This window comes from Nocardia sp. GP40 (assembly GCF_050434125.1).
GTDB lineage: Bacteria > Actinomycetota > Actinomycetes > Mycobacteriales > Mycobacteriaceae > Nocardia > Nocardia albiluteola.
On sequence record NZ_JBNPVW010000019.1, the window covers coordinates 128,509 to 144,976 of the forward strand.

Genomic DNA, 16,468 nt, shown 5'->3' on the forward strand with positions numbered 1-16,468 from the left:
TTAGGGGACGCCCGGGGCGACATCCGATGCCTCCGAGGAGGATTCGCCGAGCCCGCCGTCGGTTTCGGAGCCGTGTGCGGCAGGCTCGGCGGATTCGTGTTCTGCGCCGGGCTCTTCGAGGGACTGCGCGGGTTCGTTGGGCGGCTCCTCGGCCGGGTCGCCCTCCGCGAGGACTTCCTGCTCGTCGGGCGGCGCCTCAGCTGGGGCGTTGTCCGCGAGGGCTTCGCCGGGCGGTACCTCGGGGACGGGCGGCCGATAGTTGGGGTTGGGGATTGTTTGCTTGGTCTCGAGGTCGTAGACCTCGACGATGTCCGTGTTGGGGATGGTCTCGGTGAAGGCGACCTCCTTCTCCCAGTTGAAGACGTACCTGTGTCCCTGCAGGGCAAAGGTTTCGGCGACGTCGATACCGGAGGTCGTGGAGCGGATCTTGTATTTGTAGCGGTAGTGCTTGTGCTTGTAGGTCTCGTCCAGCGACGTCGATACGAACTGTGATTTTCCGGTGGTGCTGACGTGGGTGTGGATGGTTTGGGGATCGGCCGGGTTCTTGGGTGGAATGCCGGTGTTGAACGCCGTGTCCGGGCCGAGCTCGGTGGTGTGATAGACGATGGCGCCGGGTTCGGACTCGACGACCTGGCCGCGGTCCTCCGGCACGAGCAGGTCCTGGTTGACCTCCGGCGGCAGGTCGAACTCGTGCTGGGGGTGGTGGTCGGGCGAGGACTGCCGGGCGGTTGGCGCGGGGCGCGCGATGGCGGGGTCGGCGGGCAGGTACGGGGCCGCTACGTCGACGATCTGGGCCAGGTGGTGGTCCAGGACCCGGAAGGGGCCGTCGTTGTTCATCGCGCCCATCACATCGTCGGGCTGCGCCTGCGCGTTCGGGCCGGTCGGGCGCAGCAGGCCGCGCGGGAGCCGGTACCCGTCCTGCGGACCGTACGTGTGCAGGATCTCGTGTTTGAACTTGTCCGGCGCCGCCCCGGCGAACCAGCGGAGCTGATTCATCGGCTCGTCCTGGCTCGGCAGCCCCGGCATGGCCTCCACCACCAGGTGCGCGGTGGCCGGGTCGTCGACGAACTCCACCCTCGACGACATCGTCGCGTCGGTGCCGGGCAGCGTCAGGCCGGACTCGCCGATGTCCCGATTGATGCCCCGGTTGGCGCCGGCCGCCTTCGAGATGATCTCGGCCAGCGTCGACTTCGTCGCTCCGGCACCGGGTTTCAGGTGGACGCGGAGCCGGAACTTCCATTCGTCCGGCGTGGTGTCGAGGTCGTATCGCACGATCTGCCGGGTGCCGCTGTGATTGCCGCGGCCGATCGTGGGCTGCCCGTCCGGGGTGTCCGGCGGCCGCATGACGAAGGCGTCCTCGAGGGCGGGATTCGAAGCGTCGGCCCGTAGCGGCCGCCATCGCTCGGTGTCGATCGAGAACATCGGGGTATGGGTGCGTGTCGGGTTGGCGTCCGTGATCACGATCATCGGATCGAGCGGATCGCCCTCGGGCGTCCATCGCGACGGATCCCGCATGTGCAGTTCGGCGAGCGACTCGGTGATCTCCGGCGCGGGACCCCGAAGTTGCCTGTCCGCGGGGATGTTCGGCATGTTCAGCGATGTCAGCAACTCCTGCAGGCCGATCGGCGAGTTGCTCAGCGCGGGATCCAGCACCTGCCAGCTGGGCACGCCGAATTCGACCGTGTGCACGAGGATTCCGACGTACTGCCGGAGTGGCACCTGGCGCTGCGCCATGCCCGGAATCCGCGCGTTCACCCGCATGTCCGGGCCCGTGATGATGATCTTGCGGGGATGGGTGCCCAGGCGGGTCAGCGCCGAGGCGATTCGCTGCGCCCGTTCCGGCGATCCGACCTCGAGCGAGGACAGCGGCAGGTCACCGGTCGGACCCTCGAACGTTCCGCGGTACAGCGCGCGGATCCACTCGGTCGTCTTCTCCTCCTGGACCGGCGTCGGCGCGGCATCGGATGCCCAGGCCAGGACGGTCGCGGGCGGCTCGGCGAAGACGTGGTCGATGTAGTCGTGCTCGCCGGGGAGCGCGTCGCGCAGGTCCGCGATCAGTTCGCGTCCGCCGGACGCCCGCCGGTAGGCGCCCTGAACGGCCCACAGCCGCGGCGGATCCCGGTCCAGCCGCGTGACCAGTGCGAGCGCGGCGTCGGGTCGGCGGGAATCGACGTACTCCCACACCGCATTCGCGTAGTTTCGCACCTCCGGCAGGTCCTCCGGGTGCTCGCCCGGCGGAACGTCGGTCCGGGGCGGAGTCAGGGTGGCGGGGGGCTCGGCATCGGGCGCCCAGCCCATCAGTCGCGCGATCCGGGACACCTGAGGGCTCGTCAACCGGTCCGCCCGGCGGGCCTGGCGCACCGCGTCGTCCAACCGCATGGCGCCGTCCGTCCGGTTCTCGTAGCCCGCCTGGTAGGCGGCCTCCACGAAGGCGCTGTCGCGTTGCGCGGTCGCGTGGCGCAGATTGTCCAGCAGCGCACGGAAGTCGATCGGGCCGGTGCCGCCCAGGATCGTGGCGAGTTGCGAGGCGTATTCGTCGTCCGAGTCCGAGGCCCGGGTTCCCGCGATGAGGGCATCGAACCGGGTACGCAGATGCGTTCGCAGCTGCGCCATGAGTCCGGGGCTGTCCTCCAGCAATCCCACCCTCGCCGGGTTGCCCCTGAGCAGCGACCAGACGATGTCGAGGATCTCGTCCTCGTCGGGTGTTGTGCCCTCGGCCTCGCGGGTGCGGAGATAGTCCTCCACGGCATCGGAGACCTCGCCGCCGAGTTTCCGGCGCGCGATGATGTTCAGGTTTTCCAGCAGGCGCTTATCGCTGTCGTCGCTCGCCAGCGCCCGGTCGAGCTCCCGCAGTGTCTTCGAATGGTGTACCTGCTGACCCCGGTCGGGCGGTAGCAGCCGGCCCGGCGCCAGGGCCATCGCGTGCGCATCCGTGACGACCACGGTCGGATCGCGCAGATAGCCGCCGGGCCTCCACCGCTCCAGGATCCGGTCGTTGGCGACATCCTCGGCGCGGCGTCTGCCGAAGGTGTCGGTGACGTCCTCGACCGGCCCCTCGAGGCGTTCCGCGGTATCGGCGTCGATGCGTATGGCCGCCAGCCACTCTCGCGCTGTCACCGGTTCGCGGGCGACCGACGGATCCCAGACCATCCAGTCGGCGTGACCGTCCTGGTCGCGGGTGTATACGAGATTGGCGACATGGTGGCGCCACGCGAGCCGATTGGTCCAGCCGTCCGGCAGGTGCTGCGTCATCAGGATGTCCTCGCCGTTGACGAGGATCTTGCGGGGCTGCGTGCCCAGCCGGATCAGTTCCAGCGCAACGTGATGCGCCATCTGGACGCACCCGGTGTCGATGTAGGCGTGGGGCAGCGGGTGGTGGCCGGTCCAGTGTTCGAAGCTCATGTTCCCGATGTGCTCGAACCATCCCAGTGCCGTATCCCACTCGACCGGCGCCGGCTCGCTGCCGGGATTCCAGGCCGTGGATTCCGCCGGTGGTTCGGCGAGTACGTGGTCGATGTAGTCCTTGTCGTCCGGTAGCGCGGTGTGCAGGTCCCGCGCCAGGTCGCGGCCGTCGGTCTGCGCCGTGTACGCGGCCTGTACCGCCCACAGCCTGCGCGGGTTGCGGTCCAGCTGCTCCACCAGGGCCAGCACGCCTTCGGTGCTGGTGGCGGATCGAATCGCCTGGACGTAGTCGCGCACCTCCGGCAGATCCTCCGGCGCCTGGCCCGGTGGTGCCGCCGCGCGGGGCGGGGCGGGCGCGTCGGCGGGGAGCGTCTGCTTCGGCTGCCAGCCCATCAGCCGAGCCATCCGCTGTTCCTGGGCCGGGTGCAGCCGCTTCTGCTGTACCGCCTGCCGGACCGCATCCCGCAGCGTCCGGTCGTGCTCGGCCGCGAACGCTCCGTCGAGCGGGCGCGGGTCCCGCGCGGTGCTCGCGTGGCGCAGCAGCGTCAGGACACGGGCGAAGTCGATCGGTCCCTGCCCGGCCAGCATCGTGCCCAGCGTCTGCGCGTACGGTCGCGCGGTGCCGGACAGGACCGGCTCGCCGGTCGTCACGTCCAACGAAACATCGTGTGCCTGTTGGGTTTCCGCGACCGACGCGGCCGGGTGCACCTGGTTTCCATGAACCGTGACGAGGGATGAATCAACGTGCGGTATCGCGGATTTCGCCAGCGATTCGGGCGCGAACAGCTGAATCCGCGCCGGTTCGGCACCGTTCTCGCCGGGGCGGCGTGCGGCGGCGAATGCCGAGATCGCCGTGCCGAGCCGGTCGGGTTCGCCGTGGCCGCGGAACATGCGACCGAGCGACCGGGATGGCTCCGGGGCCTCGTGATCGATCCATGCCACCGTCGCGTGATCCGGTTGTGTCGCAGCGGTGTGCGCGTGCCGCGTGGCAGCCTCGGTGATCGTGTGGCCCGTCGAGTCGCTCGCGGTGTTCCGCGAGGCATGCCAGTGCACCGTCGCCGCGGTGTCCACGGGCCCGAATGCGATGGTCGCGCCGGCGCGGCGGCCGGGCGTGGCCTGGTGGAAGGAGAGTAGACGCACGGGGGGTGTATCGATGCCGTTGTGCCGGGCGGCGATTGCGGCCTCGAGTTCCGCGGCGTGCAGGTCGGCCAGCGTAGTTTTCAGGTTCTGCGATTGCCGCAGATCGTCCGGTGTCGGGTCCGCAGCGGCGACCAGCCGGGCAATCTCCAGCTGGATATGCCTGCGGTTCAAGATATCTCGCACGTCGGCGGGGATGCCCTCGCCGTTGCGCAGCCCGGGGTGATCGGTGAGCAGGGTTGCCTGGTACTCGGGTGATATCTGCTCGAAATGCAGTGCGTCCCACCAAGAACGGCCGTGCTCGTGCCACCACGCCGCCCGTTGCGATGCGGTGAAGCCCGCGTCGTCGAACCCCCGCGGTGCCTGCGGGACGCTCATGCGGTCGTGCGGTCCGGTCGGTGTCGGGAGCGCGTAGAGCTGGTCCTTCAGGTCCGGCTGAAGCTGTTCGGCGGCAAGGCCTTCGCGCCAGCGGTTCAGCTCGGCCCGTCGCCGTTCCAGGCTGTCGCGTTCGGCCCGCACGGCCTCGCGGGAAGGTGATGCGCCGAGTGCGCTCTCCTGGCGGGCCAGCGCCTGGTCGGCGGCGTCGAGCAGGATCTGGCGGTGGGTGACCTCGGTGCGCTGGCGGTCGAGTTCGCCGGACCGCTCACGCGGCTGGCCGTTGAAGGCGCGCCGGACGAATCTGTCGCTGACCGCGAGACCCTGGCGCCGCAGCCAATCCAGCGCGTAATCGTTGACCTCCGGGCGTGGCAGGAAGTGTCCGCTGGTGTCGGTCATCGCGACCAGCAGGCCGTCGCGAACCTCGATCTCGCCGGCCGCGGTCACCCACGGGCCGCGCAGGAACGACGAGTGGTGCAGTCCGTCGATTTCGGGTTCGGAGGCGTAGAGGTTGCCGAATTCGTCCATGACGAACATGGCCAGGCCGTCGCCGTCGCGGCGGGTGGAGGTGATCTGCCTGGTGTCGAACAGCCGGCCGTCGGCGGCCCGGTAGAGCCTGCCGTCCTCGCCGATGAAGAGCCGATGGGCCTCGAGTTCCTCGGCGTCCATGCGCCGCACCGGGGTGGGAGCCACCGGGCGGCGCCCCTTTTTCTTGCCGGGGACCGCGTCGACGCCGGTCTCGATCGGGACGACGGGTCCGTCCTCGCCGATGTACTTTTTCTGCAGCGTCGCACCGCCGAGCAGCGGGGCGTGCGTGGTGGACAGCACCCGGTCCCGCGGCGGTGGAATCCGATCGCGGGGCACTAGCGCGAGGGGGGAGCTGAGCCGGGTGGACATGCCGAGCTGGCCCGAGGCCATGAACAGGCCCCCGACGTGGGTGAGGCCGATCTCGTAGTCGCCCTGTGCCGTGTTGCGCATGAACACCAAGGGTTTGGTTGGTTTCCCGATGATCTCGGTGGTCCGCCCATCCGGGTGCGTGAATACCACGTTCCTGCCGAATGCCTCACCGGCCAGCTGCAGCAGGTCGGTAGTGGCGGTCGCGTCCGAGGGGATGTGCGGTGTCGACGGATCGTTAGGGGCCAGCAGGCCTCTCCGGTATGCCAGCTGCCGGTCGAATTCCTGTCGTCGCGCCTGCTCCCGATCCCATTCCGGGTCGTCGATCGCCCCGTTCCGGCGGTCGTAGTCCGGGCGCCTGCGTCGGCGTTGTTCTTCTCGCTCGGTCCCGCCCAGGAACGAGTCGAGGCGTTGGCGGATGTCCGGCTCGGTCAGGTTCCAGATTCGGGTCATCGCGGCGAACAGCGGATCCCGATCGGCGGCGACCGGCTCCCAGCGGTCCGGCACGCGAGAGCGCGAGGGCGGGGCGGGCTCATGGGCAGGGGCGGCGGCGGGGGCGTCGCCCGTATCGGCGTTCTCATCGATAGGACTGGGGTCGGAACCTGTGGCATCCCGGCGCTCGGTTGTGAGAGATGTTGCGCCGTCACCTGATTGGGGGACCATCCGTGGTGCCCCAGGGGCGATCGGGTCGTGGGTGGGGGGTCGGCGAGAGGCGTCGCCGGTCTGCCCTGCGGAGGGATCGACGGCGCCGGCGGGATGGTCGAGTGCTTGGGGAGGTTCGACGGTGGCGTGCACGACGATGACCCCGGTGGGGTCTTCCCCCTCGACGCCTGTGATCCGGTAGTCGAGGTCGCGTTGGAGCAGGAGTTCGCGTTGTTCGGGTGCGGCGCCGTCGCGCCCGATGTAGAGGCCTCGAACGTTGGGGGGGATGGTCAGTGCCAGGCGATATTTCCGGGCGCCGCCGGGCAGTTCGGGCATGCCGGCGCCGATCGAGGTCGACATGTAGCCGCGCTCGTGCTGGACGGTGCCGCGTAGTAGCCGGGGGTCCCGATCGCCGAGTGGAGTGCCGTGGTCGTCGATGGTCATGAAGCCGACGTCCCTGAGCGCGCGGACGACGACGATCGGCTCGGTCAGGGGCAGTGGCCGGTGGGCCTGGTCGAGCAGGGCGATTTCGTGCCGGACGGCGCCCCGGTCGGCGGGACGTCCGTAACCGGGGTGGCCCGCGTAGCCGTGCTGGTAGTGGACGCGCAGGATGTCGTAGACCGCGGCGGCGTCGACCATCCGCTCCCAGGTGGCGGAGGGGTCCGGCGTGGACAGAATATCGCCCAGCGCCCGCAGTTGCGCGTCGTCGGCTCGAGTGCGGCCGTCATCCTTCCCGATCAGCGTATTCATCCGATCGACCAGCTCGTCGAATGTGGGAATGCTGGTATTCGAGCGGCTGACCGAGCGCACCGACTCGGCGTTTCTGGCCAGGTTCGCGATCCACCGGTCGAGTTCGTCGTCCGTGGCGGTCTCACGCAGCGCCTGGTTGACCACCTGTGCGCCGACGTACGCGTGCACCGCGTCGCGTACCCGCTCGGGCAGGTCGGACAGGGTGGGTAACCGGTGGAAGCCGAAGTTGTCGCCGGCCTCGTCGGTGTCGAACCGGCGCACGCCGTCCAGGCCGACCTGGCCTTGGTTCGGGTGTTGGACAAAGGGATCCGCCTGCGGCAGCCGGGCGGCCCCCGGGTGCAGGACCCGGTCGGGTCCGTGCGCCCTGTCGACCATGGCCGCCCACAGTGGTTCTCCGGGGTTGTGGCCGATGAAGTGCCCCTGCTCAGTTCCGGGGGTGACGTAGATGCTTTTCTCGACGCGGACCCACTTCGGGGGACCGTCGGAGGTTTCGACCGTGAAGCGGATGCTGGCGGTGCCGTCGCCGTGGTCGTGGAACCTGTCGGCGATCGCCCGGGGGGCCTCGCCGGCCTTGGAAGCGAGCTGGTCAGCCAGGGACGAGTCGTCGATGGCGCCGCGGCGCGCGTCCTGCGGTGTGGGTAGTCCATCGGGTCCGAACAGCTGATGATCATGCCGGGCGACCAGTGTCGGCAACTCCGGCAGGACGCTGTGCGGAGCGTTGACGATGAACCATTCCGGGCGGCCGGGGCGCCTGACCGACCGCAAACCCTGCGGGCCGGACCGGGCCACCACGGGAGTTTCGTGCGGCAGGTCGATCGAGGCGGGACGGCCCGCCTCGTCGGTGCCGAGCAGGCGCACGAGGCCGTCCGGGAAATTCCAGCTGAGTGTGTCGGGCCGGCCGTTCTCGCCGAAGTCGAACGCGAGGCCATCGGTCAGTGGGATGGGGATGCGGTGGGTCGATCCGTCCTCGAGCGTGAGTGCGTAGTGGGTGGCCGCCCCGAATATCGGCCGGATGGGTGTCACCTCGCCGGTGCCGGTGGCCGGCAGGTGTACGACCGTGCCGTATCCGTCGACCAGCGCCAGCGCGGGGCTGTGATCGGGCATGGTCGGGCGCGGGAGTTCGATCGGTACGCCGAGCTCGGGCAGCAGCCTGCGCTTGTCCTCGTCCGAGAGGATCTGCCGACCCGACGCGTCGAGTAGGCGCTCGTTGTCGGGCAGGGTGGGAGGTTCGAGTCCGTGGACCGAAACCGTTGGTGGGCCCCTGGTTTCGAGGACGTCGGTCGGTGCGCCGATACGAATGCCGGCCGGGAATTCGGGGATGGCGTCGCCGCGCGAACCGGTGGGGCGGGCCGTGGCGCCGGTGGGGGCGTAGAGGAGGGCGTGGACGCTCGCCGCGGGGCGTTGGCCGGGCACCGTGTGGGCGGGATCGGCCGCGTCGTCGACGACGATGGTGTTGTCCCGGTTGATCATTCGGTAAGCGTGCGCGCCGATGCCGTTCGTGCCGACGGCCGGGTGCACGCCGACGACCAGGGCCTGCGCCCCGGGGCCGAGACGTCGGAGTTGTTCGGCGATGCGGTCGTGGTCGGAGTATCCGAGGAGTTCGCCGCCCGCGGCCCGCTCGGCTTCGTGCCTCGAACGCCCGGGTAGTTCGGCGGCCTGCCGCGGTATCTCGATCGGCGCGGCGGGGAGGTCGTGTGCGATCGCGGTGAGCGCGTCGACGACGCAGTCGGGTGCGGTCTCGGCGGTGTCGTGCACCGCGGTGGACTGTGCCGGGGCCGTGGCGGTGACGTGTGCGGCGGTGCCGTCGTATCGGACAGTGCTCGCATGCGACGGGTGTTTGGAAGGTGGTGCGTCGCCGGATGGTCGGAGAACTGGTTGGTCGAATACCCTGTGGGACAACTCAGTCGAGGTGTCGCCGGGTGAAGTCGCATCGGGGGAGTCATGGGCTGGGATCTGGGAACTGAAGCGCTGCACTGTGTTTCGTACCGGCGGAGAGATGTCTGTACGAGTTCCGGTGCTTCCGTCGGATAGTCGGTCGGGTGTGCCGCGGCGTTCGGTCGGCGGGGTCGTCGTGCCGGTGCTTGGCCGGGGCGGGGTCCTGGTTCCGGCGGGCGGGCTCGGTGTCTGCGATCGGTTCCCGCCGGAGCCGCCCGCATCCGTTTCCCGATGCGGGGAGCCGGATCCGTCGCGGTCGGGGGTACGCCGCTGCGGCGGTTCGGGACTCTCGGCCGGTCCCGGGGATTCGGGTCGGCGGCCGCCGGGCGGCACGACACGGGCATCGAGGGTGACCATGCCGGTCGTCGGGTCCCGGGTTACGCCCGTGATGTGGTAGCGGGTGCCGCGCGGCAGCAGGAGTTCGGCGACATTCGGTATGACCCTGTCGAATCCGAGCAGTCCGACCCAGAGGCCGTGGGCCCCGACGGGCACGGTGAGATTGAGCCGGTAATTGTATCGGAGGCCGCCCGAAATGGCGATTGGGTCGCGGCTGACCGAGGTCGACAGGTAGCCGCGCTCCTCTTGCACCGTTCCCACGAGCCGGGACGGGTCGCCGTTCCCCAGGGGGTCCCCGTTCCGGTCGCGCAGGAATCCGATGCTTTCCAGGCCGCGCACGACACGGACATCCTCGGTGAGCGGCAGCGGCCGCTCGGTCGCCTCGTCGAGGAGTTCGATCTCGTGGTCGAGGGCGTCGAGGCTCGGTGTGGTGCCGAAATAGCGCTGGAAGTGGGTCGTGACGGCGGTATTGAAGTCGGCGTCGGTGAGTATCTGGTGCAGCACGCCCTCCGGGCGCGGGCTGTCGAAGATCGCGCGGAGCACCAGGCTGGTCCGGGTGCGGCGGACGGGGTCCTGGATCGTCGCGGGTAGGGCGTCCTCGCCGGCCCCACGGAACGGCGTCAGATCGGCCATCGACGGCCGCTCGGATCCGGTCAGTTCCGACAGCAGGTCCAGGGCGGCGGCCTGGTGGCGGAATCGATCGAGATACTGCTGCATCTGCTGTTCGCCGCGCCGGAGCAGGATATTGGCGATCGGCATCTGGTCGTAGGCGAATATCGCGTTCTGCTGCGGCGCGGTGAGCTCGGGCCAGTTGTTCAGAACGGTCTCGCCGAAGTTCAAACCCGCTGCGTCGGTATCGAATACCCGGACGCCGTCCCCGCCGACATGTCCGATGCCGGCCTGCTCCAGGCCGGTCGGCACCGATCGGCCGGTGACGGTAGCCGGCTGTACCGCGGTGGGGCGGAGAGACACGGTGGGGCTGGGGCCGGGCGGCGTGGCGGTGGCCGGTTCGGCCGATGGGGATGGGGCGGTCCGCGGGCGCGGTTGCTGGGACGCGGCGGTCGGTACGTCCGCGGCAGGAATCGAGCCTGCGAACAAATTACCGTTCTGCGGGGCGGTGGTTCCGACGTCGTAGCTGCCGTCCTCGTTGCGCCGGAGGAACAGGATCGGTTGGCCGGGGTTGGACAGGATCTGACCCTGTATCCGGTCACCATGCATGACAACGACATTCGTCCGCGTGATGTTCGCGGCGGCGAAGAGCGTGAAGTCGATGGCGTGGCGTCCGGCCACATGGGTGTCGGTGGCGGTTCCGGCGCGCAGCGCATCGATCACCCGCTGAGCCTGGTCGGCGCGCATCCGGGACTGCGTGTTCTCGAACTGAGCGGCGTGTTGGCGAACGTCGGCGGCACTGGCCGGGGTGGTGCCCTGCATGAGCCGGTGGACCCCGGCGCGATGGACGGACTGTGCGGCGTCGAAGACATCGGAGCCGATGCGCTCGACGAAGCGGCTCGAGCCCGGCGCGAGGCTGGCACGGCGATGGCCATTCAGATCGGTCTCCAGGAGACCGGCCACGTGGGTGCGAAGCTGGCTCGGGTTGGCGTTGTGCACAGCGGCCAGCGTCGTGATCACCGGGTCCTGGCCGGCGCTGTGGACGCGGCGCCAATGGGGCGGGCCCGGGTGGGTGATATCGACGGAGAACGGTGTCCGGCTCTGGGACAGGCGGTTGATGAAGTCGGCCCGGGTGACGGTGATCGTGTCGGTCGCCGCGCTCCCCGGTGGGCGGAGCGCGACGTTGCCGTCCGCCATCAGGGCGGCCTGGCCGCCCGAGAACCGGAATTGCGTGCCGGTGACGAAGTCGTTGCGTTGTTGCAACCGTTGTGCCAGAGCGGTATTGGTCAATTGCTCGTCCGGCCCGGGGCGGGCGGCGCCCGGCATGCGGACCACGATCGAGGTGAGTTCGCCGTTCTCGACGAGTCCGCCCACGAACTCCCGGGCTTCCTGCAGGCTGTACGACGCCCTGTCGTGGACGGAGAGGTCGTTGGACTGGTCGCGCCTGATGTACCCGTCCTCAGTCGCCGTCAGCCGAACTATTCCGCGGGGCGAGAAACCATAGATTCGAGTGCCGGGTCGGTATATGCCGCCGGTGAAGGACCGGTGGAAGACCCCGGGCTCGAATACGCCGACCCTCTCGCCCTGTGGGCCGGTCTCCTGGAAGGAGGGGAGCGCCGGGGCATCGTCCGACGCCGTCGAGGAGGTTTCGTCGCTGTCGTTCTCGTTGTCGCTGTCACTGTCGCTGTCGTGTGCAGCCGGTTCGGTCCGTGGGGTCTGCTGCTGATCGCCGGATTCGGTGGTGTTCGTTGCGCCGCTGGGGCGTTCACCGGGCGGGGTGTGCTGGGTTGTATCGGGGGTCGGGGTCTGCTGCTGATCGCCGGATTCGGTGGTGTTCGTTGCGCCGCTGGGGCGTTCACCGGATGGGGTGTGCTGGGTTGTACCGGAGGTTGGGATCTGCTGCTGATCACCGGATCCGGCAGTGTCCGTGGTCCCGGTGTGACGGCTGCCGGATGGGGCGCGCGGGGCCGGATTCGGTGTGCGGATGTCGGTGATGGCGGGGTCGGTGAGGAGGTCGTCGATGGTGACGGTGACGGGATTGTCTGTGGCGTCGCGCAATTCGCCGTCGGAGGCCGCGTCGGCGGGCGGCAGCCAGAGGTAGCGGGCGCCCGTGCGGTCGCCGAACGCGATGACCCGATCGGTGGCGTCGGGGGTCTGGGTGAGGGATTCGGAGGTGTGCCGCAGGGGGTCGGGGCCGAGGAGGTCGGCGAGTTCGTCCCAGTTCCTGGCGGGCGGGTGGATCCGGGGCACGGCGAGGTAGAAGTGGTCCTCGTGGAGCAGGACCGCGGCGTCGGCGGACGCGAAGGTCTCCGGCCCGAGGATCGTGTCGGCGGCCCCGCCGTGCAGGGTGGTCCGCAGGCTGACCAGGAGGTTCATGCGGTCGAGGACGGGAGCGCTGGCGTTGGGGACGAGATGGCTGATCGCGTTCTCCCAGATACCGAGGGTGCGAATGTCCTCGACCTGTTGGTCGAAGACGTCGCGGAGTCGGCCGTTGCCGCGCGCCTGGATCAGTGCCCTGACTTCGCGACGATCGAGGTTGCGGAAGGCCCGTCCGGTGGACGTGCGTTCGGCGGCGGCGACGATCGATTCGAACTGTTCGAAATAGTCGTTGGCGTTGGCGGCGAACTCGTCGGCGACCTGGTCGCGAAGGTCGCGGATGCGATTGTGGAGTTCGCGGAGAGTGGCGGGCGGATCATTGCGGTGGATGATGCGTTCGAGGGTGGAGAAGTAGCAGTCGCCGTCGAGGGGCATGGATTCCCAGACGTGGCCCGCCGGCGGGGCGACGTTCCTGATCGAGTCGAATCGGGGGCCACGCTGCCGCGCGTCGGCGGCGGGTTGCCGGGCGGGCGGTGGCGGCAGCTCGTCGTCGGAAAGATGGGCAGACTCGTCGTCCCGGGGGATGCGGCGGGTGGTGCCGGCGGACCCGACGGAACTCGCGGGCGAGGTGCGCTTCCCCTTTCCCTTGGATTCCTTGGGCGATGTCGTCGTTTCGGCGTCGGCCGCGCCCGCCGGTGCGGGTGTGGACTTGGATGCGGGCACGACGGTCTCGGCGGACCCGTCGGACGACGGGGGTCGGTAGATGTCCGCGGGCGGGCTGGGGGGCTTGTCCACCGAGAGGTCCCGGTGCTCGGCCTCGTCGTCCGAGGCTTCGCCGTCCTGCTTCAGGGCGTCGCGCATGTCCTGCTGCCATTGCTTCACCCGGTCGTCGGCGCCGGGCTGCTGCTTCGTGCGACGGAGTTGTTCGACCGTGTCCTCGGCGGGGGTTTCCTCCGAGGACTCGGGACGGCTCGGGTCGGTGACCGGTTTCCCGGCGGTGTCGGCCGGTTTGTGCAGCACGGTCTCGACGCTGCCCGCGGACGACGAGGCGAGGGGCTTGGGCGTGATGGGCGCGGGGTCTTCGTCCTCGCTCTCGCTGTCGCTCTCGTCGACGACCTTGGCCTTGGTCTTGGGCTTCGGTGTGACGGGCGGGGCCTCCTCGTCCGAGTCCGACAAGTCCGAGTCCGAATCTTCGTTCTTCGCCGTCGCTTTCGCCTTGGCTGCTGCCTCTGCGTCTGCCTTGGCTTTATCGGCCTTGGCCCTGGCCTCGGCGTCTGCCTTCGTCTTGGCTGCTGCCTCTGCGTCTGCCTTGGCCTTATCGGCTTTGGCCTTGTCCGCCTTGGCCTTATCAGCCTTGGCCTCGGCGTCCGCCTTCGCCTTGGCCGCCGTATCGTCCGCCGTCTTGGGTTTGGTTTCGGGCGCCTTGGGTTTGGCGGGGTCGCTGACCGGCTTCGGGGTCTTCGGCGCGGGCGCCTCCCGATCGGGCTCGGGGAAGTCGGGGGACAGCGGGAGGTTGTCCTCGGTCGTGCGCAGGACCACGTCGCCGGAGACCCAGACGGTGCCCCTGGGGCCGGTGACCCGCAGCAGCGCGACCGCGCGCACGCGATGCCCGACCGCGCCCTCGCCGTCGGCGTTCAAAGCCGGCGTGCCCCAGCGCAACAGGTTGCGCCGGACGCTGGCGAGGTTCGCGGTGCCGCCGTGCCCGGCGACCTGGCCGCCGAGCGGGATGGTGGGTGTGCCGCGGTGGTCGCCGTCCTCGGTGTAGGGCGAGTTGAGCCCGAAGGTCGGGTTGATCGCGATGGTGTTGTCGGCGTGGGTTTGCACGCTGCTGTTGGTGAACTCGAAGCGGTCGATCGCGATGGTCGAGCTGGACTCCTCGATACGCGGCGAGTGCAGCGTGAGCTGGACCGAGGTCTCGGTGACCCGGGTGCCCCGCGGATGTCGTTGCGGGGTAGGCAGATCGGCGGTGTCATCCAGGTTCAGGAACGGGGCGGTGCTCTCCGGGCCCAGGGGGGTGTCCGCGCCGCTTTCGGCCAGCGTGGTCAGGCGCACGCCCATGCCCTCGAAGCTGCGGGTCTGGTTGTTGTCGCGCAGCGAGGGGTCCACGGCCAGCAGCGCCCGGCCGAACTCGGGCAGGCCCTCGAAGTCGTAGATCGCGATCGGTCGCGTGGGCCGCCACACCGGCCCGGTGAGCAGATTCTGTGCGTGCTGCGCATCGGGCGATCGCATGTCGACGGCGACGCTGCCGGGCGGGGGCGGCGGGACCGGGATGGTGGGGTCGGTGCGATAGGTGTCCGGCTTGGTGTGGGAGGGACCGAGATCGGGCTCGGACTCGCTGTCGGAGCTGGCGTCCGAATCGGTGTCGAAGACCTCCGAGAGATCGGATTCCGAGTTCGCATCGGACTCGGTGGGTGCGTTGGCGCTGTGCAAACGGAAGCGCGACAACGAGTTCAGGGTATCGCGCTCGGTGTGGACGGGCGGCTCCGGAAGGTCGTCGGGATCCAGTTCCGGCAGGACATTCATGTACCGCCCGGCCCGCACGAGCAATTTCCCGGCCGCGGAGAGGGGGGCGCCGGCCGCCGTGCCGATCTTGTCCAGCACGTAGGTCGACAGCGACTCGGTCCAGGGGCGCCAGTTGACCTCGACCGAATGCAGTGTGCGGAACTGGAATTCGACGCCGTCGTTGCTGCGCTCCCAGGCGCGGCGATCGCTGCTGGTGGTGAGGGAATCGCTGTGGGTGCCCGTGCGCTGAATGTTGATGGTCGCCGAGGGCCGCTCGCCGTTGTCCTGCCCTGTCGGGTTGAAGCTCAGCTGGTGTCCGCTGGAGCGGCTCGTGCCGGTGCTGGTGCCCAGGGCGTGGCCGAACACGTTGTCCAGGGCCGCGGTGGCGGGGACCACTTTGCCGCGCACGTCCTTGAGCTGGACGTCGGGGTGGGGCTTGACGTTGAAATTGATCTCGATCAGGCGCGGACCCCACACCGGATGGCGGTGGACGAAGTGGATCGAGGTCTTGCCCTTGGAACCGGCATTGGGGAGGGTGCGGGTGCCGAAGCTGGTGGTCTGCTGGTTGATGCGCTGCAGCGGGCCGGGGCGGTAGTTGGCCGATTCGACCTGGGTGGCGCCGGGGGCCAACCGCTCCACCAGTTCTCGGACGGTGTTCTCGTAGGCATCGCGGCCGTCCTCGAATTCGACCTCGGTGGCCGCGCCGAAATCGATCAGGTTGTCCTTGTCGGGGTTCTTCTTGTCGAAGAACGCGGTCGACAGCTTGCGGTTCGCGGGCTGCTCGTCGGCGATCTTGGCGTTGATGCCGCGCTCGGTGTACGCGCGCTGCACCCGTTCCAGCAGATCGGGGTTGGCGTGCAGGTCGTTGTCGGTCAGGAAGATCTCCATGGCCTCCGGCGCGTCGACCATGCGGGAGCGACTGTCGCGCAGGTGCATGCCGCGGGCGAGCTTCCCGGGGACCAGGGCGGTGCCGACGTTGCGGGTGCCCGACTTCACCGTGACCAGGTAGTGCCCCCGCGCGCGGAGCCGGTGGACATTGCCGCCGTAATCCGAGGTGACCCTGAGGGTGTCGGTCGTATCGGTGTTGGTGATGTGCGTCGCGGTGGACCGGTTGTGCTGGTACGAGCCGATCGGATTGAAGCTGTGATCGGCCTTCTCGCCGTAGCGGCCGCCGAGGCTGCCGCTGGTCTGGTGCCCGTGCTGATCGGTCTCGGTCTGCGACGAGGCGTTGGTCGACTCCAGCCAGTGCTCGGTGTCGATGGCCGCCGGATCCAACACCTCCACGTCGTCGAGATAACCCTTGATCTCGACGGTGTAATCGGTACCGGCGAGCGAGCCGGGGGTCTCGACCTCGAACTTGTAGGAGTCGCGGAAGATCAGCGGCGCATAGGAACTCATGTGATGCGTCGACAGGGAGGTCTGCACGATGGAGTGGCCCATCGACTCCGGATTCGCGGTCGGCTCGCCGAAGTTGGTGCGCCACACCCACTTACCGGCGCCGGTGGCCTGATCGACCACCCAGTGTGCCGCGCCCTTCGCGAGGGCCTTGCCGATGTCGGCCCAGCCCGCC

1 protein-coding gene (cut by a window edge) is annotated in these 16,468 nt (G+C 69.3%); it reads right to left on the reverse strand.

Features of this window, described 5'->3' with window-relative positions:
- A protein-coding gene (locus tag ABH933_RS40015; protein ID WP_429427014.1) for an ADP-ribosyltransferase crosses the window boundary here: on the reverse strand, positions 1 to 16,468 show its 3' end. The gene runs 26,945 nt beyond the window's last position; 16,468 of the gene's 43,413 nt are visible here — the last part of the coding sequence; its start codon lies off the right edge, out of view — the gene reads right to left on this strand; the stop codon is at positions 1 to 3.